At 64.0% G+C, this 20,937-nt stretch carries 17 protein-coding genes and 2 pseudogenes; 10 read left to right on the top strand and 9 right to left on the bottom strand.

The window, feature by feature from the left end:
* Nucleotides 1-205 precede the first annotated feature (205 nt).
* From FJ958_RS31990 to FJ958_RS32545, 3 genes and pseudogenes are all read right to left on the bottom strand, one after another.
* Nucleotides 206-316 (bottom strand): annotated as a pseudogene (locus FJ958_RS31990) (GIY-YIG nuclease family protein); the annotation flags it as partial.
* A 71-nt stretch (nt 317-387) separates the two neighbouring features.
* Nucleotides 388-1,668, bottom strand: a complete 1,281-nt coding sequence (locus tag FJ958_RS14815) for an FAD-binding oxidoreductase (protein WP_140743775.1) — start codon at nt 1,666-1,668, stop codon at nt 388-390.
* Between the two features lie 164 nt (nt 1,669-1,832).
* Nucleotides 1,833-1,964: pseudogene (locus FJ958_RS32545) on the bottom strand (histidinol-phosphate aminotransferase); the annotation flags it as partial.
* Between the two features lie 357 nt (nt 1,965-2,321).
* Here FJ958_RS32545 and FJ958_RS14800 point away from each other — a divergent pair.
* From FJ958_RS14800 to FJ958_RS14765, 8 genes are all read left to right on the top strand, one after another.
* Nucleotides 2,322-3,095, top strand: a complete 774-nt coding sequence (locus tag FJ958_RS14800) for a glucose 1-dehydrogenase (protein WP_140743773.1) — start codon at nt 2,322-2,324, stop codon at nt 3,093-3,095.
* Between the two features lie 82 nt (nt 3,096-3,177).
* The gene (gene hisD / locus FJ958_RS14795; protein WP_140743771.1) at nt 3,178-4,500 is read left to right on the top strand and encodes a histidinol dehydrogenase; all 1,323 of its coding nucleotides are present in this window, start codon (nt 3,178-3,180) and stop codon (nt 4,498-4,500) included.
* Between the two features lie 15 nt (nt 4,501-4,515).
* Nucleotides 4,516-5,541: a zinc-binding dehydrogenase gene (locus FJ958_RS14790; RefSeq protein ID WP_140743769.1), complete on the top strand. Its 1,026-nt coding sequence runs from the start codon at nt 4,516-4,518 to the stop codon at nt 5,539-5,541.
* 33 nt (nt 5,542-5,574) lie between these two features.
* The gene (hutC, locus tag FJ958_RS14785) at nt 5,575-6,306 is read left to right on the top strand and encodes a histidine utilization repressor (protein ID WP_140743767.1); all 732 of its coding nucleotides are present in this window, start codon (nt 5,575-5,577) and stop codon (nt 6,304-6,306) included.
* Nucleotides 6,307-6,414: 108 nt separating this feature from the next.
* A complete protein-coding gene (locus FJ958_RS14780; RefSeq protein ID WP_140743765.1) occupies nt 6,415-7,707 on the top strand; it encodes a hypothetical protein in 1,293 nt (430 codons plus the stop codon).
* Between the two features lie 248 nt (nt 7,708-7,955).
* Nucleotides 7,956-8,963, top strand: coding sequence for an ABC transporter substrate-binding protein (locus FJ958_RS14775; RefSeq protein ID WP_140743795.1), 1,008 nt, complete (start codon nt 7,956-7,958; stop codon nt 8,961-8,963).
* Nucleotides 8,964-9,087: 124 nt separating this feature from the next.
* A complete protein-coding gene (locus FJ958_RS14770) occupies nt 9,088-9,855 on the top strand; it encodes an ABC transporter permease (protein WP_181176396.1) in 768 nt (255 codons plus the stop codon).
* Nucleotides 9,856-9,865: 10 nt separating this feature from the next.
* Nucleotides 9,866-10,648 (top strand): ABC transporter ATP-binding protein, encoded by a 783-nt coding sequence (locus FJ958_RS14765; RefSeq protein ID WP_140743761.1) that lies wholly within the window; start codon nt 9,866-9,868, stop codon nt 10,646-10,648.
* A 45-nt stretch (nt 10,649-10,693) separates the two neighbouring features.
* Here the strand turns inward: FJ958_RS14765 and FJ958_RS14760 are convergent, their stop codons facing one another.
* Nucleotides 10,694-11,026 (bottom strand): hypothetical protein, encoded by a 333-nt coding sequence (locus FJ958_RS14760; protein ID WP_140743759.1) that lies wholly within the window; start codon nt 11,024-11,026, stop codon nt 10,694-10,696.
* Between the two features lie 346 nt (nt 11,027-11,372).
* Here FJ958_RS14760 and FJ958_RS14755 point away from each other — a divergent pair, with 346 nt between their 5' ends.
* Entirely contained in the window at nt 11,373-12,812 is a 1,440-nt protein-coding gene (locus tag FJ958_RS14755) for a DHA2 family efflux MFS transporter permease subunit (protein ID WP_246679597.1), read from the top strand.
* A 192-nt stretch (nt 12,813-13,004) separates the two neighbouring features.
* Nucleotides 13,005-14,444 carry an NAD(P)-dependent oxidoreductase gene (locus FJ958_RS14750; RefSeq protein ID WP_140743755.1) on the top strand — a complete coding sequence of 480 codons (1,440 nt, stop codon included), beginning with the start codon at nt 13,005-13,007 and terminating at the stop codon, nt 14,442-14,444.
* A 52-nt stretch (nt 14,445-14,496) separates the two neighbouring features.
* Here the strand turns inward: FJ958_RS14750 and hutH are convergent, their stop codons facing one another.
* The 5 genes from hutH to FJ958_RS14725 form a co-directional block, all read right to left on the bottom strand.
* The gene (hutH, locus tag FJ958_RS14745) at nt 14,497-15,996 is read right to left on the bottom strand and encodes a histidine ammonia-lyase (protein ID WP_140743753.1); all 1,500 of its coding nucleotides are present in this window, start codon (nt 15,994-15,996) and stop codon (nt 14,497-14,499) included.
* Between the two features lie 145 nt (nt 15,997-16,141).
* Nucleotides 16,142-17,245, bottom strand: coding sequence for an alcohol dehydrogenase family protein (locus FJ958_RS14740; RefSeq protein ID WP_140743751.1), 1,104 nt, complete (start codon nt 17,243-17,245; stop codon nt 16,142-16,144).
* Nucleotides 17,246-17,254: 9 nt separating this feature from the next.
* Nucleotides 17,255-18,634, bottom strand: a complete 1,380-nt coding sequence (locus FJ958_RS14735; RefSeq protein WP_140743749.1) for an aspartate aminotransferase family protein — start codon at nt 18,632-18,634, stop codon at nt 17,255-17,257.
* Between the two features lie 31 nt (nt 18,635-18,665).
* The gene (locus FJ958_RS14730) at nt 18,666-20,162 is read right to left on the bottom strand and encodes an NAD-dependent succinate-semialdehyde dehydrogenase (protein WP_140743747.1); all 1,497 of its coding nucleotides are present in this window, start codon (nt 20,160-20,162) and stop codon (nt 18,666-18,668) included.
* A gap of 227 nt (nt 20,163-20,389) precedes the next feature.
* Complete coding sequence (locus FJ958_RS14725) at nt 20,390-20,887, bottom strand: Lrp/AsnC family transcriptional regulator (protein WP_140743745.1); 498 nt, start codon at nt 20,885-20,887, stop codon at nt 20,390-20,392.
* Nucleotides 20,888-20,937 lie beyond the last annotated feature (50 nt).

The raw sequence follows: 20,937 nt of genomic DNA, 5'->3' as shown, positions 1-20,937 counted from the left end.
CTGCCGATCCAGATGCTGGCCTACTTCACCGCCGTGTTCATGGGCACCGACGTCGACCAGCCGCGCAACCTGGCGAAATCGGTGACCGTGGAGTAGGTTTGATCCTTTCGTCATCCACGGGCGGAGCAGGCGCGAAGCGACTGCGCAGACCCGAGGATTCATTCCGTGACCTTTGTGGCGGATCTAAACGGTGCAAAACCGAGCGCTACCACCCGGTCCCGCGGAAAAGCTCGAACCATTCTGGGTTGGCCTTTTCGATCAGTTCGATCTTCCATTGGCGCGACCAGCGTTTCAGCAACTTCTCGCGCTGGATCGAAGGCCAGTGCGACGGAGATCACGTCATCCATCGGGAAGTCGACCAGATCGAAGAATTCGCGCCAGATGTCGTCAAAGGCCGAACCGGTCCTTCACCCGCCCTGAAAGGATCGCTGCTTTCACCCCCAGCGGCCAAAGGCGGTGAAACCGGATCGGCTTGAGCGGGGATATGGGCATGGGAAACGGCGTTTCGCTGTCTCGCAGGCGCTGCGCCAAGGCTGCGCCCATCGCCGAGGCCATGGCGACGCCACGGCCATTATAGCCGAGGCAGATCAGGATGCCGTCGTCCGGTTCATGAATGTGCGGAAGATGGTCCTTGGTGATCGCAACGCGACCGTTCCAGGCATGTGTCCAGCTTGCTCCGGCAAGCGCCGGCCAGAGCCGCAGCGCATAGTCGGTGAGGTAGCCAATGGCGGAGGCATCTTCGATCGGCCTCATCGGTCCCCGGCCGCCCATGAGAAGCCGGTTCTGGGCGTCGATGCGGTAGTAGACAGTGATATTGCCGGATTCGTAGACGACGGGCCTTTGAGGGAGAATCGTGGCCGCGACCGCCGGTGAAAGCGGTTCGGTTGCCGCGATCGCGCTGAACACCGGAACGAGCGATTGCTCCAGGCCCGGCCACAGGGCTCCTGTATAGCCGTTGGTCGCGACAAGCACCTTGTCGGCGCTGACTGAGCCGTTCGCCGTTCTGAGGACCCATCTTCCAGTCTCGCGCTTCAGGGCGAGGACTTCGCTGCCGCCGAAAATCCGCGCACCGGCATTCCGCGCGGCTGCTGCCAGGCCAAGGCTGTATTTCAAGGGATGGAGGTCGCCGCCACGGGCGTCGAACAGGCCGGATATGTAGCGGTCGGTTCCGGTCTGCGTCGCCATCGCCTGTGCCTCCAGCACGCGTACCGGCATTCCCCGCCGCTCGCATTGCGCCGCGGTGGTCCGAACCGCGGATTCCGGCTTTGGCCGTATGGCCGCGCGTATGGTGCCGTTCTGCCGCGCCTCGCAGGCGATCAACAGGCGCCTGATGAGACCGAAGGTGAAGTCCGGCGCGCCATAGGAGAAATCAATCATCCGCGGCCCGAGCTCAGGCCCGAACATCGCCTCGATCGTATCGGGATCGTATTTGAGGCCGGGATTGACCTGACCGCCATTCCGGCCAGACGCGCCCCAGCCCGGCTGGTAGGCTTCGAGCACGGCAACGTCGTCGCCCGCTTCCGCCAGATGCAGGGCGGTCGAAAGGCCCGTGAAGCCGCCGCCGACAATGACGACCCTTGCCCGTTGCGCCCCGGCAAGGGCGGGATAGTCGCCGGTGCCGCCGACCGTTTCGCGATAGAGACTCCTGGGTGGGGTGCCTTCAGGCATATTGGGCATCGTCAAGGTGACCGGGAGCAGCGCAGGTCAAAAAGGCTGGGCTGAAACCATTGGGTAAAAGGCGACGCCACCTGCGGGAAACTCCATACGGAAACGGCAGACCCTCGGATTTCCTGCCGGGCGCGCGCCGGGCATTCTGCATGGCTTTCGGGAAATCACAACAGTCGCGACAGAGCGGCCATGAAATGGTCGTTCTCCGACGGCGAGCCGATGCTAACGCGCACAAGGGTGTCGAAGCCTTCCTGCTTCCATGGCTTCACGATGACGCCTTCGCGCAGGAGGTCTTCGACAAAGATGGTTTTCGTTCAAGCCGAGCTTGGCGATCCTGGCAGGGGCGTATCTTTGCATGACCTCGCCGATGGTCAGTCCGGAATTGTAAGGCGACAGGCGCGTGACTTCGGTCCGGACCATCTCTGAAGCTTTGGACACGTCTGGTCTCCTCCCTGGCCGGCCGATCATTGGCGTCGGCCGGGCCTCGAACGATTGCCGCGCGGCGTCGCGTGCGGGCGAGCCCAATTATGCGATCGCGCCTACGGCGGACGACGTCACCACTATCGCAGTCGAGATCGTTTGTATATGCTTGTATATGTAAGTGGTTCTGGTAGTCTTAGCCCGACGCAACCGGAGCGGCCAAGGAGGATCACATGCGCAACGCTTCTCTGTTCGACCTCTCCGGCAGGAAGGCGCTGGTCACCGGGGCCAGCCGTGGCATAGGGCGCAGCATCGCCGAGGCGCTGAGTGCTGCCGGCGCCGACGTCGCCGTCACCGCGCGCAGCCTCACCTCGCTCGATGGGACGACAGCGGCGATCCGCGCGGCCGGCGGGGTTGCGCATGCGATTGCTCTCGACGTCACCGATGTCGGCCGTTGCCGTACGGCCACCGCCGAAGCTGCGGGACTGCTCGGCGGTCTCGACATCCTCGTCAACAATGCCGGGATGGAAGAGGTCCGGCCCTCGCTCGATGTCGACGAGGCGCTGTGGGACCGGATCGTCGACACCAACCTCAAGGGAGCCTTCTTCTGTGCCCAGGCCGCCGCACGGCAGATGCGCGACGCCGGACGGTCCGGCGTTATCATCAATCTCTGCTCGCTGACCTCCGAAGTCGGGATTCCCACCGCGGTGCCCTATGGCTCGTCGAAGTCGGGCCTGCTCGGCATGACCCGGGCTCTGGCGGCGGAATGGGCCGATCTCGGCATCAGGGTCAACGCCATCGCTCCGGGCTACTTCAGGACCGCGATGACGGATGTTTTCTACAGCAACCAAGCCTGGCAGCAATCCATGCTCGCCAAGATCCCGCAGCACCGTTTCGGCGATCTGCGCGACCTGCACGGCATCGCCGTGTTCCTCGCCTCGGATGCGTCGGCCTACATAACCGGCCAGTCCATTCCGGTGGATGGCGGCTTCCTGGCATCGATTTGAGGCGGCTCGCCACAGGTTGAAATCAAGGTCTTCCGCAATGTGCCCGGTCGGCACATTGCGTTCCAACAGAAGGTGAATACCCATGTCCGACATCAGCTTCCACGATCTGTCATCCCTCGATGCCACCCAGCGAGCCAGCCTGCTGAAGCGCGCCGAGGCCGACCTGTCGGTCTTCGTCGAAAAGGTCCGCCCCATCATCCAGGCGGTCAGGGACGAGGGTGACGCCGCCCTGATCCGCTTCGCCAGGGAACTCGACAAGGCCGATGTGGCCGCAGGCGGACTGAAGGTGTCGGAAGCCGAGTTCGACGCCGCATTCGACAAGGTCGAGAAGGATGTGGTCGAGAGCATCCGCTTCGGCATCGAGAACATCAGGCATTTCCATGAGGAGCAGAGGCCGGACACGATGTGGCTCAAGGAAGTGCGGCCAGGCGCCTATGCCGGCGACAGGTACACGCCGATCGCCTCCGTCGCGCTTTATGTGCCGCGCGGCAAGGGTGCTTTCCCGTCGGTGACGATGATGACCTCGGTTCCGGCTGTCATTGCCGGCGTGCCGCAGATCGCGATCGTGACGCCGCCAACATCGGACGGTTCCGTGGATGCGGCCACGCTTGTCGCTGCTCGCCTGGCCGGCGTGCACACGGTGTACAAATGCGGCGGCGCCCAGGCCGTCGCCGCCGTCGCCTACGGCACCGAAACGGTGAAGCCGGCGCTGAAGATCGTCGGTCCCGGCAGCCCATGGGTGGTGGCGGCCAAGAGCGTTCTGTCCTCGATCATCAATACGGGTCTGCCGGCCGGTCCGTCGGAAGCCATCATCTTTGCCGATGACAGCGTCGACGGCGGCCTTGCCGCGCTCGATCTGCTGATCGAGGCCGAGCACGGGCCGGATTCCTCGGCCTATCTGGTGACGCACAGCCGCAAGATTGCCGAGGCCGCCTTGGCCGCGATCCCCCAGCACTGGTCGCGGATGACCGAACAGCGTGTGGAGTTTTCGCGCGCGGTGCTGACGGGAAAACGCGGCGGCATCGTGTTGACCGCCTCGGTTGAAGAGAGCTACCGCTTCATCAACGATTATGCGCCCGAACATCTCGAGATCCTGTCGACGGAGCCTTTCGCGCATCTCGGGCACATCACCGAGGCGGCCGAAATCCTCATGGGCCCGCACACGCCGGTGACCCTCGCCAACTTCGTCCTTGGGCCGAATGCGGTGCTGCCGACCAGTCGCTGGGCGCGGACCTATGGGCCGCTCTCGGTGACTGATTTCGTCAAGCGCTCGTCGGTCGGCTATGTCACCTCGGCCGCCTATCCCGAGTTGGCGCAGCATGCCCGCAGGCTCGCCCGCTACGAGGGCTTCAGCTCCCACGAAAACGCGGTCTCGGAGATCCGCGACCGCTATCTCGCCGGTTGAGTGGAGACGATCACGATGAAGGCGGCACGACTCTATGGACCCGGTGACCTGCGTGTGGAGGACATCGCCACGCCGGGCATTCCGGATGCCGGCTGGGTGAAGCTCAGGGTCGATGCCGCCGGCATCTGCGGTTCGGATCTGCACAATTTCCGTACGGGACAATGGATAAGCCGCTCGCCTTCGACGGCCGGTCACGAACTGACCGGCACGGTGATCGCGCTCGGCGTGGGCGTCGACACCGTTGCCGTTGGGGACAGGGTGGTGGCCGATTCGCGTTTCTGGTGCGGGGAGTGCGCGCAATGCCGTGCCGGCAGGCGCCATCTCTGCGCCACGCTGGGTTTCGTTGGCGAAATCTGCGACGGCGGCTTTGCCGAACAGGCGGTGCTGCCCGCGCGACTGTTGCATGTCATCGATGCCGCGCTAGACGAGCGGGTCGCGGCGATGGCCGAGCCGCTCGCGGTGGCGCTGCACGCTGTGCGGCGCCTGCCGAAGACGGCAGGCTCGGTGCTGGTCGTCGGCTGCGGGCCGATCGGCGGTTTTGCCGCGCTGCTGCTGTCTAGAACGTTTCCCGGCCCCGTGCTTGTCGCCGACCGAAATCAGGCGCGCTGTGCCCGCGTGGCGCGGGTGACCGGCGCCAGGATCGTCGAGCTCAACCGCGAAGCCATTGCCGCCGCGACCGCCAATGCCCCGTTGCTGGCGGCCATCGAGGCGACCGGCAGCATCGCCGCATTCAATCAGTTGCTCGGCGTTCTCGAGTCCGGCGGCGCCGTGGCGATGGTCGGCATCTTCCATGGCTGCCTCGACATCGATCCCAATCTTCTGGTCGAGCGCGAGATAGCACTGCTGGGGTGCCATGCCTTCGCCGATGAGATGCCCGACGCCGTGCGGATGCTGGGTGAGCTCAGTGGACCGCTTTTGGCCCTGATCGACCGCGAAATCGGCCTGGATGACATTCCAGCGGCCTATGAGCGGCTGCTGGCGGGGCAGAGCGACGGCTTGAAAACAATCATCCGCATGCGGCGACCTGTCGAGCATCGGTGATTTTCGATAGCTTGCCGGAAAGGATTTTTTGAAATGATCGATTTGCCCGATACGGCCAGCCCCCTTTACGAGAAGGTGAAGGATTACATCCTGACCAACATAGGAACGGGCAAATGGGGCAAGGATCGCAAGCTGCCATCGGAGAATGAACTGGTGGCCTCGTTGGGCGTGTCGCGGATGACGGTTCACCGGGCCTTGCGGGAACTTACCGCGGCGGGATTCCTGATCCGGCTGCAAGGCGTCGGAACGTTCATCGCGCCGCCCCGGCCGCAATCGACCCTGATCGAGATCAACAACATCGCGGCGGAGATCGTCGAGCGCGGCAACCGGCATCGCTCCGAAGTCCTCATCCTCGAAACCATCATGCCGACGAAGGAGTTGGCACTGTCATTCGAATTCGCGAAGCGAACCTCGGTCTATCACTCGGTCGTCGTCAATTTCGAGAATGACCTGCCGGTGCAGCTGGAAGAGCGCTTCGTCAACCCGAGCCTGATACCCGACTACGACAAGCAGGACTTCACCAGGACGGCGACCTATGACTACCTCATGCAGAAGACCCCGGTGACCGAGGTCGAGCATATCATCTCCGCGATCCCGGCCGACAAGGAGACAGCGCAGCATCTCGGCATCGATGTCGGCAGTTGCTGCCTTCTCCTGCACCGCCGCACATGGACGGGCGCGGTCGTGGCCACGATCAGCAAGCTGACCTATGCCGGCAGCCGCTATTCGCTCGGCAGCCGGTATTCCCCCTCCAGAACCAGCTGAAGTCGACAAGTGAATGCGCGCCGCGGAGTTTTCGTTGCTGATGTATGTACATGTATTGATAAGAGTCGCTTCGCGCCTGGCGGGCGGACCGGCTGGAAGGGACGACCGATGACGGTGACACCGAGCCGCACGGCGCGGATACGGGCTCTTGCGCAGCATGATATCGGCGAGGCGCAGCGCGCGGTGTCGTCCTTGCTGGGCGACCTGTTCGCGATGAGCCCCAGCAACGTTCGCATCAACATCGACAAATACAGCCTCAATTCGCTGAACGGCTTCTTCGACAGCGAGGGCCAAGCCTACTTCTTCAAGTTCCACCAGGAGGAGCGAGAAGAGGGCATGACAGGTGAGTACTACCGGGCCGAAATCCTGTCCAATGCCGGCCTGCCGGTCGACCAGCCCGTCCATATGTCCGTCCAGCCCGGCGAGCAGATCCTTGTCTATCGTCGCCGCATGGATCCGCGGTTCTCGGATGTGCTGTTCGCGCTGGACAGGCAGGACGACGCCGGCAAGCGGCGCGAGGCGGTTCTTGCAGAGCGCGACCTGTCCGCCAGGCTGCTCGAGGTCTATCTCGAGACGCTGCATCCCGTGACCGTCGCGCAGGTGTCGGCGGAGCCTATCCACCGGCTGTTTTACGAACGGCTGATCGACGCCGATACACGGTCGTCGCCTGGCGGCCGGCTTGCCGATTTCTACGTCGGCAAGCCCTTTGTCTTTCCGGGCGTGGAGCTCGACTGGGGTCAGTTCTCCCGGCTGAATTTCGTCATCAACGGCCAGCGTTACACCAACAGTGTCGGCGAGCTTTTCGAGGCAGCGGCGGCGCGCTTGCGGCCGGACCGGCTTGCCGATGCCGGCGGCGTGGTCGCGCATGGCGACGCCCACAACGCCAATGTCTGGTACACTGAAAAAGCGGGGAGGGCGGAACTCTCCTTCTTCGATCCCGCCTTTGCCGGCTCGCACATTCCGACACTGCTGGCGGAGGTAAAGGCGACGTTCCACAACATCTTCGCCCATCCGTTCTGGCTCTACGATCCGGTCATCGCGACCGAGGCTTTCCATGCGCGGGCGCGGCTGGAGGGAAACCTCCTCCATGTCGACACGGACTGGGACCTGAGCCCGGTCCGCCGCGACCTGCTGGAGGTCAAGGCGACGGCGCTGTGGCGGCCACTGCTGCTGGAACTCAAACAACGCGGCATGCTTCCGGCGGATTGGCGGGCGGTCCTGCGCTCAGGGCTTTTCCTGTCGCCGACCCTGGTCATGAACCTGCGGGCCGGCGCGCGCAGTCACACGCCGGCCTCCTCTCTCATTGCCTTTTCGGTCGCGGTCATGGTCGGCAGCGAGCCCGGTGACGGGGCCGATCGGGTGACCGGTTTCCTCGACCTTATCGATCCTGAAAGAGCATGAATCGGTATCGCGGAGCGCCGGGTGGATGCGCTCGGTCATAGCGCAAGTTGAGTCACTCCAACTTGTATATGCATGTATGTATTTTAGCCTTGACATCCGCTTGCGCTGACGCTGAAATATCCCGGCACTTCATCATGAAGTGGCGGGCAAGACGCCGAGGCACAGTGCCGCAAGAGCAGAAACCCGCAGTCTCACCAGACCGAATGCCAGGTTGAAAAAGCGGTCTGATCATCAGGGGAACAGAGATGATGCGTAATCTCACAGGACAATTTCGCGCGCTCATGATGGCCGCCGCCATCGGGCTCGCCGCCGCCCCGGCAGCCTATTCCGCCGATGCGGCCATTCCCACGACGCCCGAGGCCGGGCCGTTCAAGATCGGCATCGAGCCCTGGCTTGGATATGGCCAGTGGCATGTTGCCGACGCCAAGGGCCTGTTCAAGACCAATGGCCTGTCGGATGTCCAGATCGTCAATTTCGCCGAAGACAAGGACATCAACGCGGCGCTGGCAAGCGGCCAGCTCGATGCCGCCAACATCGCGACCCACACGGCCATGGGCATGGTGGCGGCCGGCCTGCCCGTGAAGATCGTGCTGCTGCTCGATGTCTCCATGACAGCCGACGCCATCATCGCCGGCAAGGATGTCACCTCCATCAAGGACCTCAGGGGCAAACAGGTCGCTTTCGAGGAGGGGACGACGAGCGACATCCTGCTCAAATACGCACTTGCCAGGAACGGCATGTCGGTGGCCGATATCCAGCCTGTGCCGATGCCCGCCGCCGATGCCGGCGGCGCATTGATTGCGGGCCGCGTGCCGGTCTCGGTCACCTACGAGCCGTATCTCACCGTCGCCATGGCACAGAACAAGGATGTCAAGCTGCTGTTCACCGCCGGCGAGGATCCCGGCCTGATCAGCGACGTGCTGGTGGTGCGCGACGATGTGATCAAGTCGCGGCCCGGGCAGGTGCTGGCCATGATCAAGACCTGGGACGCCGCGCTGAAGGATTACAATGCCGACACACCCGGCGGCCGCGCCATCATCGCCAAGGCGGTCGGCTCTGATGTCAAGGACCTCAACACCGCTTTCGACGGCGTGCGCTACTACTCTCTCGCCGAAAACAAGACGGCGCTCACCGGCGATTTTACCACCAAGACGTTCGCCGATGTCGAGGCGGCCGCCAAGAATGCCAAGCTGCTGCAGGCCGATGTGACGCCGGAGCAGATGATCGACCCGTCCTTCGTCAAGGCGGCGCAATGACGAGGGCCGGATCGCGGTGGTGACACAGATGTCCGCGGAGCCCCCCGCGAAAACCGGCTTGGCTCGCTCCGCGCCAGGGCCGGTCACGAAACAGGCAAAGCGCCGCCGATCTTCCGGGATTGGCGTGCCCATCGCCAGATCGCGTTTCCTGATGATAGCGGTGGCCGTCTTTGTCGGGCTTGGCCTTGCCTGGTGGGCGGCAACCGGCCTAGGGTGGGTGAAACCCATCTTCCTGCCGTCGCCCGGCAGCGTTGCGACCCAGATCGCCAAGCTCGTGGCTGACGGGACCTTGTGGCTGGACCTCAGGGCCTCGATGTACCGCATTTCCATCGGCTTCCTCATCGCCTCGGCGCTGTCGATCCCGATCGGCGTGCTGATCGGCAGTTTCCGCTCCTGGGAAGCGGGCATCGAGCCGCTGGTGGATTTCATCCGCTACATGCCGGTTGTCGCTTTCGTGCCGCTCTCCATCCTTTGGGCGGGCACCGGCGATACGCAGAAATTCCTGATCATCTTCATCGGCACCTTCTTCCAGCAGGTGCTGATGATCATGGACAATGTGAAACGGGTGCCCGCCGACTTCATCGGCCTCGGCCGCACGCTCGGCCTGCCCGACCGCAAGATCCTGATACGCATCGTCGTGCCCAGCGCCTTGCCCGGCATCTGGGATACGCTGCGCATCAGCCTGGGCTGGGCCTGGACCTGGCTGGTGCTGGCCGAGCTTGTCGCCGCGACGTCCGGCCTGGGTTATCGCATCACCGTGTCGCAACGCTATTTCCAGACCAACACCATTATCGGCTACATCCTGCTCCTGGGTGTCCTCGGTCTCATCACCGACCAGGTGATGAAGGCACTGGAAAAGGTGCTGTTCCGGCAGGAAGGCCATTCGCAATGAGGAACAGCCGATGAATGCTCCCAAGTTGCGGATCGCGGGCCTCCACAAGAGCTTCGGCACGGGAGAGCGGCGCACGGAAGTGCTGCGCGACATCAATCTTGATCTAGCCGACAACGAGTTCGTCTCGCTTGTCGGCATATCGGGTTGCGGCAAGAGCACGTTGCTGTCGATCGTGGCCGGGCTGCAGGACTTCGACGCCGGCGAACTCAGCATCGACGGTGCGCCGATCCTGCAGCCGGGTCTCGACCGTGGCGTCGTCTTCCAGTCCTACACGCTGCTTCCCTGGCTGACGGCGCGGCAGAACATCGAGTTTGCCCTCAAGGCCGCCGGCTATGACCGGTCGGCTTGCCGCGAGATCGCGCTCAAGCATCTCGACCTCGTCAAGCTGTCGCAGAGTGCGGACCGCTATCCGTCCGAATTGTCGGGCGGCATGAAACAGCGCGTCGCCATTGCGCGTGCGCTTTCCTATCGGCCGAAGATGCTCCTGATGGACGAGCCTTTTGGCGCGCTCGATGCCTTGACCCGGCATCAGATGCAGGAACTTCTCACCCAGATTTGGGAGGAACACAGGCTGACCGTGCTCTTCGTCACGCACGATGTTGAGGAGGCCGTCTACCTGTCGGACCGGATCGTCGTGATGGGGATCGGTCCGGGGCGCATCATGAAGACGTTCAACGTCGGCATCGAGCGCCCGCGCCGGGAAGAAGTGATGGAAACCCCGGCTTTCATGGACTTGCAGCGCGACGTGCACAAGGCAATCCGCGAGGCGTCAAGGCGTCCCGAAATGGCATAGCATCGCCCGACTCTGGTCAACTGCCGGTGCTCTGGGGATCAGGGGTCAAGGACCGTGGGGACCGCACAAGCCGAGCGTCCATTCGATGGTTCCGCAAAAGTCGCCGACGAATCCATGGTAGCTGCCGTAGCCATTGTAGTAGCTGTCCATCCAGCCATTGTCGCCGGTCCAATTGTCGCCGGTCCAACCGCCGCCAACCCACACGTGAGGGTTTCGATGTTGCCGTTGGACGACGTACCGATGTCCGTTGTGGCGATGAACCGCGGTATGGACAAAGTGGTACCTGACAGCCGCCGCATCGGCGATGGAAGTGAATGAAATCCCGCTCGCGGCGGCCAGCACGATAGCGCTGCTGGCGAGCATCAGACGCCGTTTCATGAAGATGCCTCCTGTTCCTACGAGACATGCACCTGAAAAACGGCCTCTCGCCTCAGACGTTCCTTCACGAAATCGGGACGCTGAATGCCTGACGCTGAATGCCTAATGTCTTTGGACGATCCTTCTTGACGCGATCGCTGCGTTCCTCGCCCTCTGTCCGCGCTCAAGATTTTTTGACCAACGTCCGGCAAGAAATCATTGTCGCTGCTGCATTTGTCGGACCATAAAACGCGCCAAGTGATCGCGCCCCGGCTGGTTGGTCGCGGATGATCAATGTTTTCAACGCAATATGCGGGCCTTTCGCCAAGGCATATGAACCGCCTGCTTGACGGAATTGGCCAGAGCATTGGAACAGCCTCTATTTGCCACCGAGCGCGACCCGAGGCTGAGGTTGGTCATCCCGATCATCGTCGCCATCGCCTTTCTGATGGAGCAGCTCGATTCCACCATCATCACCACCGCGATCCCGGCCATGGCGCAAAGTCTGGAAACGACGCCGGTCAGGCTGAATCTGGCGATCACCACCTACATCCTGACGCTCGCCGTGTTCATTCCCGTCAGCGGCTGGTTTGCCGACAGGTTCGGCGCGCGCAGGGTGTTCGCCCTGGCGCTTTTCACCTTCACCCTCGGCTCCGCGCTGTGCGGCATAGCGAACAGTTTCGGCATGCTGCTGGCCATGCGCGCGCTGCAAGGACTTGGCGGCGCCATGATGACACCGGTCGGGCGGCTGATCCTGCTGCGCAGCTTTCCACGCAGCGGCCTGATCACCGCCATGACCTACACGACCTTGCCGGCCATCATGGGGCCGATCATCGGGCCGCTGCTCGGCGGCCTGCTGACCACCTACGCGTCGTGGCGCTGGATATTCTATGTCAACGTGCCGTTTGGCTGTCTTGGCATTCTGGCGGCGCTGCGCTTCGTCGACGATTTCCACGAGGAGGCGGTGGAGCGCTTCGACTTCGCCGGATTCCTGATGGTGGGATGCGGCTTGGCGTTGCTGCAGTTCGGGCTGGAGAATATCGGCCGGCCGATCATTCCCGCCTTCGCGAGCGTGCTGGTGTTGGCCGCGGCCGTCCTGCTGCTGCTTGCCTTCGGGCGCTATGCCCACCGTGTCGTGGCGCCGGCCGTCGACCTGACGCTGTTTCGATTTCGCTCGTTCTGGGTCGGCACGCTGGCGGGGGGCCTGTGCCGCGTCGGTCTCAACGGCGCCCCGTTCCTCCTGCCGCTGATGCTTCAGGTCGGGTTCGGCATGAGCCCGGTCACCTCAGGCTCGCTGACATTCGTCGGCAGCTTCGGCGCGCTGCTCATGCGGCCACTGCTGTCGCCGCTGCTGCGGCGCGTCGGCTTCAAAGTCGTGCTGATTGGCAGTGCGATCGTTGGCTCCGCCACCGTGGCGGGCTTCGCCCTGATGAGCGCCGATACGCCCCATTGGATGATCGGTTTCTATGTCTTCCTGTTCGGCGTCGTCCGGTCGGCGCAGTTCATGACCTCCAACACCTTGTCCTACGCGGATCTGCCGGCGGACAAGCTCAGCCGCGCCACCAGTCTTGGCGGCGTTTTGCAGCAGCTTAGCGTTTCGCTCGGCGTCTCGGTCGCCGCCATGCTGCTGGGCCTGATTGCAGGGGAAAGCCACGTCCTGACACCGGAACGTTTTCACCAGGTGTTCCTGCTGACGGCGATCATCCCGCTCATCTCCATTCCCGGCTTTCTGTACCTGCGCGCCGAGGACGGCGTGCAGGTCAGCGGTCACATCGGGCGATCTCGCAAATCATCCCGGCAAGAGTAGTGGAGACAATCCGTTCGCTCGAACTCCTGCCGGCCCGCTCTCGTCGGAGCGTTCGGCACTGTCGTGTCGCAACTTGCCGCCGGTTTGCCGCCTGCGATCGATCTGACATCTTTCAGGGCTGATAGGTTCTGATTATTCAGGACACTCCTGCTGTCGCAGCAGGCCTTGCCGTTCTTGTATGGGGGAAACGACGTGACCGCAGAGACCAGCATGCAGGCCGTGGAGCCAATCGACCCGCAAAGCATCTACGCCGTGCTGATCTGCGATCTGGTCGGCCTGCGCTTCGGGCCAGACGGCAAGCCCGACCCGAGCGAAGTCCGCGCCCATATCGAAGCCAAGGGCGGCCGCTTTCACGCCGCAGCGCTTGGCGACAAAGCGGAGCTTGAGCGTGGCCGCGTGCATTTCTTCTACCAGCCGGACCTCAGCACCCGGGAAGAGCTGGTCGAAGCCGCGGGCGACGGGCGCTATGATGCTGTCATCGCGGCGGCGACCTTCCTGCCGGCTGAGACCGTCTTCCCGCTGGCCGGCGTGCGCATTGGTGCCGGCACCGGCAATATGGGCTCACGCTCCTGGGGTGGCGGCAGTGGCGAGGGCGGCACGGCGGTGCTGATGAACACGCCCGGCATCAACAGCCGCGCCACGGCGCAGATGGCGATGAAGGCGATCCTGAAAGTCCTGCCGGATCTCCCGGTCGACATGCTGCACGAGCGGGTGGCGCGCGGCGCCTTCGACACCGGCAGGGAGCTGCGCGATTTCCCCACCGAAAAGCTCGAAGGCAAGACGATCGCGATCATCGGCTATGGCAATATCGGCCGCGAGGTGGCGAAGCTCGCCCGTGCCTTCGGCATGCGCGTGGTGATCCATGCACGCCCTCGGCACCGGGACTGGATAGAAGCAGAGGGACTTGTCTATGCGGCGAGCCCGGCCGAAGCGGCCGAGGAGGCCGATGTGCTCAGCGTCCATGTCGGCCTGGGCAAGCAGGACGCGCAGACCGGCCGCTACGCCAATGCCGGGCTCGTCGGCGCGGACATCCTGTCCCGCATGAAGAGCGGTGCCGTGCTGGTCAACTACGATCGCGGCGAGCTTGTCGATGTCGAGGCGCTTGACGACGCGCTGTCCTCGGGCCGGCTACGTCATGCCGCCATCGATGCCGATCTCTTCAGCGACGCCTCGACCGGCAGCCTCTCCGGTCCGATGCTGCCTTATCTCGACCTCGTCGAGAAACATGGCGACAAGCTCGAACTTCTGCCCCATGCCGCGGCCGACACCGACCATCCTTCGCGCGTCGCCGGCGCCAAACAGGCCGTAGACCAGCTGTTCGATGTCATCTGCCGCAAAGCGGTGACGAATGCCAAGGGCTCCGTGCCGCCAGGCTATGTTTCCCTCGGAGTGACGACGCCTCCCGGCATCGGACCGGTGACGGAGTCCCACCTCTTGAAATTGACCTCCAGCGACTGCGCCGAGCTGGCGTATCTCTGTGACCGGAAAGGCCGATTGTGGAAGGCGCTGTCGGAAGCGCCAACCGCCGAGCGTGGCGGGATTGTCGCCGAACAAGGCGAAGAACTCGTCCGGCTGATCGACCGTTTCTGCCTGTTGGCCGAGAAACTGAATCTCAGGGGTCCCTACCAGTAGTAGTCCCGACCTACCGGCGTGAAGACTGAACCGGTGTCAGACGGATGGAGCGTTAGCCCAGGCGAGGACCGGCCACCATGCGCGCAATCCGTGTCATGTCGGTGCTCATCTCGCGGTCGTCGTCGAGCGGGCTGACGAGCGCACGTACGGCGGCGAAGGTGCGCTGCGGCCCTTCGCCCATGCTGTCGACGACGCCGCGCAACTCCACGCCGGTGGCCGCGAAGATCAGCTCCATCGCAACGAGATAACGCAGGCGCTCAATGATCTCGCCGGTCTTGGCCACCACTCGGGGCGCCATCGACGACTGGTCCTCGATCCCATCCGAAACGGCAAGCGGGCTGAGCGACATCGGGTTGGCGACATGCCTGATCTCGGCTTCCAGCGCGGCCAGTGGCTTCTGCAGTTCGGCATAGCCCTGGCGGCTGCCGCCCCTGGCCGACAGGAAGCGTGGCAGTTCAGCTGTTGTCGGCGACATCAGCTTCATGCAGCGGTTGGCGGTGCCGACCGCGCAATGCGCCAGCGCCTGACCGAGTTGTTCCCAGGCGAGCGTCATCGCGGTGAGGTCGAAATTGCCGTTCGAAACCACCCGCTCGTCTTGCGGCAGGATCACAGGATTGTCGCCTGAATGGGCCAGTTCGATCTCGGTGGCCAGCCTTGCCTGTTCGAACGCATGGAGCAGGCCACCCCAGACCTGGGGCACGCAGCGATAGCTGAGCGGGTCCTGGAGGCGCCGCGCGGCCTTGTCCTTCCACAGGCCGCTGCCCGCCAGTTCGGTGCGCAGCCGCGCGCCGATCTCGCGCTGGCCGAAGGCCGGCCGCGCGGCCAGCGCATCCTCGTCGATCGCGGTGAGGGAAGAACGGAACGCCTCGTAGTTGAGTGCCACGGCAGCCAATCCCCAGTCGATAAGATGGGCGACGTCTTCGAGGCACAGGCAGGCCGTTCCGGTCGACAGGCTGTTGGCGACGATGAGGGCATGGCCGTCCTTCTCGCGCAGGTCGAGCGGCTCCAGCCCGGCAAGGGTTAGCGCCTCGGCCGATGGCATGATCCGGCCCTGGAACTCCGCCTCGCCGTCGCCGCGCAGCGCTCGCGCCATATGGCCGAGATGGGCAAGGTCGGCCGCGCCGATCGATCCCCAAGTGGGGATCACCGGATGGACGCCGGCGTTGAGCGCCGCGACAAGGCCCATGACCACGCGTTCGGAGGTGCCGGTGCCGCCGGCGGCCATGCCCGAGATGCGTGCGGTCATCAGCGCCCGCACCGCCTCGGTCGGAAGGGCGGGGCCGATGCCCATGCTGTGGCTGAGCGGCACGCTATGCTGAAAGGCGATCAGATCGGCTTCGGCGAGCGGCGTGTCGACACAGGCGCCGAGGCCGGTGGTGACGCCATACATCGGTTTGCCGAGCTGCGTCAGGTGCTCGATCAGCGCGCGGCTCGCCCGGATACGGCGCATCGCTGCCTCGCCGAGCATAAGCCGGGCGTTGCGCCGTGCGATCTCGGCGACGTCAGCCACACCGAGCGGCCTGGCGTCGAGCAGTATCATCCGGGCTGTCATGTCTCGCCTGCACCCCGTGACCAGATGCCCGGACCAACGGCGCGGCGGGCGTCACTGTTTGTGGCGGCTTGCCGGCTGGAGTGCAAGCCATTCCCATTATGGCAGCGGTGAGGAAGTAGGCAGCGAGGGGCTTTGATTCTTGGAACTACGCCGTTCGCTCCGCGACGGCGTCTGGCACCACAACCAGCTTGCCGACAAAATCCTTGGCAACGAAATCGGCTTGCGCGTGGTGGAAATCGGAGAGCTTGTAGACGCCTCCCACCAGCGGCCGGATCTTGCCCGCCTTGATGTAGCTTACGATCCGGCGGAAATCCGCGCGCGTGCCCTGGCTCGAGCCATGCAACTGCAATTGTTTGAGATACATGGTCCTGAGATCGAGCTGCACGACCGGGCCGGCGATCGCCCCGGCGGTGGTGTAACGGCCCTCCGGTCGCAGGATGCGCAGCAGGTCATTGAAGATCGAGCCACCAACCAGATCGGCCACCACGTCGATCGGTTGTCCGCCGGTCGCACCGGACACGGCCTGCGGCAGGTCGGCGACGCCGCGTGTGATGACCGCCTCGGCGCCGATGTCGAGCACCGCCTGCTCCTTGCCTTTGCCGACGACGGCATAGGGAATGGCGCCGCGCGCCCGCGCCAGCTGCACGATGCCGGAACCGACGCCGCCCGAGGCGCCGGTGACCAGCACACGCTCGCCGGCCTTGAGCGCCGCGCGCTCCAGCATCTGCTCGCCCGTGAGGTAGGCGCAGCAGAAGGTGGCGAGCTCGATATCGCTCATGTCCGTGTCGACGACATGCGCATTCTCCGCCGGCACGACCTGGTATTCGGCGTAACCGCCGTCGCGGCCGTGGCCCATATAGTCGATATCGGCAAGCGAATCGTCGTCGCGGTTGTAGATGGAGAAATCGACCATCACCCGTTCGCCGATGCGATCAGGCGAGACGCCTTGACCGACGGCAGCGATGATGCCGACAGTGTCGGTGCCCTGAATGCGCGGGAAGGTCAGCGTGTTGCCCTGCCGCCGCCAGGTCGACACCGCTGCAGCGTCTTCCTCTGTGCCATAGGCGCCCTTGCGCACCCACACATCGGTGTTGTTCATTCCGCAAGCGCTGACCCTTATTAGCACTTCCCCCGAAGCAGGGGCGGGCACTCTCACATCCGTGCGGTAGACGAGTTTTTCCGGTCCGCCATGCCCGGTGAGCAGCACGGCGGCCATGGTGGCGGGGAGGGTGTTGGTCATGGCATTCATGGGTCGATCTCAGAGATTGGCAAACACGCTGTTCACGGCATCCGCGGTCTTGGCCACGACGATATCAGCCTCCTCGCGCGTCAGGCAGAGCGGCGGCGCGAAGCCGAGGATGTCGCCCTGCGGCATGGCGCGGCCGATGACGCCGCTTGCGGCAAGGACCGTGGCGACCTGCGGTCCGATCTTAAGCGAAGGATCGAAGAAGACCCGGTCGTCGCGATCCCTGACGAATTCGACCGCCGCCAGCATGCCGTCGCCACGCACCTCGCCGACATGTTTGTGGCCGCCGACGGCCTTGGCGAGCTCGGTACGGAAATAGGCACCGGTCTCGCCGGCATTCCGCACCAGATCCATCTCGTCGATCAGTTCGAGATTGGCCACACCTGCTGCAACGCAGATCGGATGCGCCGAATAGGTCCAGCCATGGCCGAGCGAGCCGAGCTTGTCGGAGCCCTGCACCAAGACCTGCCACATCTTGTCGGCGACGATGACACCCGACAGTGGCGCATAGGCCGACGTCAGGCCCTTGGCGATGGTGATCAAATCCGGCCTGATGCCGTAATGGTCGGAACCGAACATCGTGCCGAGCCGGCCAAAGCCCGTCACCACCTCGTCGGCGACCAGCAGCACATCATACTTCTTCAGCACCGTCTGGATTTTTTCCCAGTAGCCTGCGGGCGGCGGCACGATGCCGCCAGTGCCGAGGATCGGCTCGCCGATGAAGGCTGCGACTGTTTCGGGGCCTTCGGCCAGGATCATTTCCTCGAGCTTGTCGGCGCAATGCTGCGAGAACTGCTCCTCGCTCATCGAGCGGTCGGCGCGGCGGAAATAGTAGGGCGCCTCGGTGTGCAGGATCGGCGCGCGCGGCAGGTCGAAGGCGTTGTGGAACAGCTCCAGCCCGGTCAGCGATCCTGTCATCACGCCCGAGCCGTGATAGCCGCGCCAGCGCGAAATGATCTTCTTCTTCTCCGGGCGGCCGAGAACGTTGTTGTAGTACCAGATCAGCTTGATGTTGGTTTCATTGGCGTCCGAGCCGGAGAGGCCGAAATAGACCCTCGACATGCCTTTCGGCGCGCGGTCGATGATCATCTTGGCCAGCGTGATCGATGCTTCGGTGCCGTGGCCGACATAGGCATGGTAATAGGCAAGGTTCTTGGCCTGGGCGGCGATGGCGTCGGCGATCTTCTGGCGGCCGTAGCCGACATTGACGCAGTAGAGGCCGGCGAAGGCATCGATGCTCTTCCTGCCATTGTGGTCCCAGACGGTGACGCCTTCACCGCCGGCCATGATGCGGGTCGGGCTCTCGCCGCGTGCATGCGTGCCCATATGGGTCGAGGGATGAAAGAAGTGATCGCGGTCCCAGGCGTTGAGTTCGTTGGACTGATCGAGCATTTTTGACTCCTTGAGGGATGGCCGGACTGACTTATGCCACATCCAGGCACAGGTATTTCAGATCGGTGAAGGCTTCGAGCCCGTGGCGTGAACCCTCACGGCCAATGCCGGACTGCTTGACGCCGCCGAACGGGATCGGTGCGCCGGTGATCTTGACGCGATTGATCGCGACCATGCCGTAGTCGAGGGCGCGGCCCAAACGTTGCTGGCGGGCGCCATTCTCGGTCACGACATAGGCGACGAGGCCATATTCGGTGGCATTGGCGCGGGTGATCACCTCGTCCTCGCTGTCGAACGGCGTGACGGCGGCGACCGGGCCAAAGGTCTCCTCGCGCATGATCAGCGCATCGTCGGCAACATCGACCAGCAGCGTCGGCTGGTAGAACAGCGGGCCGGTCTGATGCCGTCCGCCGCCGGTCAAGCAGCGCGCGCCATGGGTCAGCGCGTCGGCTACCTGCTCCTCGACCTTCTTGACGGCGCGCTCGTGCATCAGCGGCCCGATCTCGGTTTCCGCGGCAAGTCCATTGCCTGTCCGCAGCGCCTCGATGCGCATGGCAAAGGCGGCGCAGAAGCGATCATAAATCGGGCGTTGGACATATATGCGGTTGGCGGCGAGGCAATCCTGGCCCGATGTGGCGAATTTGGCGTCGATGGCGATGGTCACCGCTTTGTCCAGATCGGCGTCCGCGAACACGATCAGCGGAGCATGCCCTCCAAGCTCCATCACCAGCCGCTTCATCGTCGGCGCGCTCTGCGCGGCGATCAGCCGGCCGATTTCGGTCGAGCCGGTGAAGCTCATGGCGCGGACGCGCGGGTCTTCGCACATGCGCCCGACAATCGTCGCGGCCTTGCCGGTGACGATGTTGAAGACCCCGGCGGGGAGCCCGGCACGCTCGCCGAGTTCGGCCAGCGCCAGTGCCGATAGTGGCGTTTCCGAGGAGGGATGCGCGACAATGGTGCAGCCGGCGGCGAGTGCGGCGGCCGCCTTGCGGGTCAGCATGGCCGACGGAAAATTCCAGGGCGTGACGACACCAACGACGCCGAGCGGCTCACGCCGCACCATCATTTCTGCGTTCCGCAGATGGCTGGTGACGCTCTCGGCGTTGAGACGCTTGGCTTCCTCGGCATACCACTCGACGAAAGAGGCGGCATAGTCGATCTCGCCGAGCGACTCCTTGAGTGGCTTGCCCTGTTCCAGTGTCATCAGCAGGGCGAGATCGTCCTTCGCTGCGATGATCAGCTCGAACCATTTTCGCAGGATTTTTGCGCGCTCCTGCGGCAGCAGTATTCGCCAGGCGGGGAAGGCACGCGCAGCGGCATCGATCGCCTTTGTCGTCTGGCGCGCATCCAACGCCGCGACGAAAGCGACGGTGGTGCCGGTCGCCGGGTCGGTGACTTCAAAACTCTCGGCCGCCGCCTCGCTCGCCGTCCAATGGCCGTCAACATAGGCAAGCTCGCGCAGCAGGCGGCGGTCGGTGAGGCGATCGAGCGCTTCATGGCGATGCGAGCGGGCGAAATGCGCGGACATGGTTGAAGCCTCCCGGTTCGGACTGATGCGGGAAGATTAGGGATGTTGCGCGAAGGATGAGGCTGTTTTGCCGTCTCTGCGTAGAGAGAGTCTCTCTATTCGCCCCGGTGAGCAGAGTGATCTCTCTATGAGGGGAATATGCATCGCTGTTTCGGGAAAGCCGTCGGCCGAGCCTCTCAACTTCGTCATCCCTGGCGGAGCAGGAACGAAGCGACGCGGCGCAGACTCTAGGATGACGAAGCGATGGGCAACAGGTCGGCCAGCGGCAAAACGGTCTCGTCCTTCACCGTCTTGATGACGATGTAGGTGAAGTAGCGGTCGATGCCGATCTCACGGTCGAGCAAGGCATCGACCAGCCGCTGATAGGCGTCGATATCGCGCGCCATCACCTTCAGCACATAGTCGACGCCGCCGCCCACCGACCAGCAGGCGACGATCTCGGGAATGTCACGGATGACGCGCTCGAAGCGGTCGAAATCGGCCTGGCGGTGGCTGGCCAGCGTCACTTCCATCAGCACGGTGGCGACCGGCGCCACCACGCGCATGGCGATCCGGGCGTGGTAACCCGAGACGATGCCGGCTTTCTCCAGCTTGCGCAGCCGCATCCAGCATGGCGTCGGCGAGAGCCCGACCTGCTCGGCCAGCGCCAGCTTGGTGATGCGTCCGTCACGCTGGATGGCGTCGAGGATTTTGAGGTCGATCGCGTCGAGTTTCGCAGCAGTCATCACAGTCCACTTTTCGTCCACGGCACCATGATGGTGCATTATTTCGATTG

This window comes from Mesorhizobium sp. B2-3-5, from assembly GCF_006442395.1.
Lineage (GTDB): Bacteria > Pseudomonadota > Alphaproteobacteria > Rhizobiales > Rhizobiaceae > Mesorhizobium.
The sequence above is the reverse complement of the archived record's forward strand: the minus strand, read 5'-3'. Positions and strand labels throughout refer to the sequence as shown.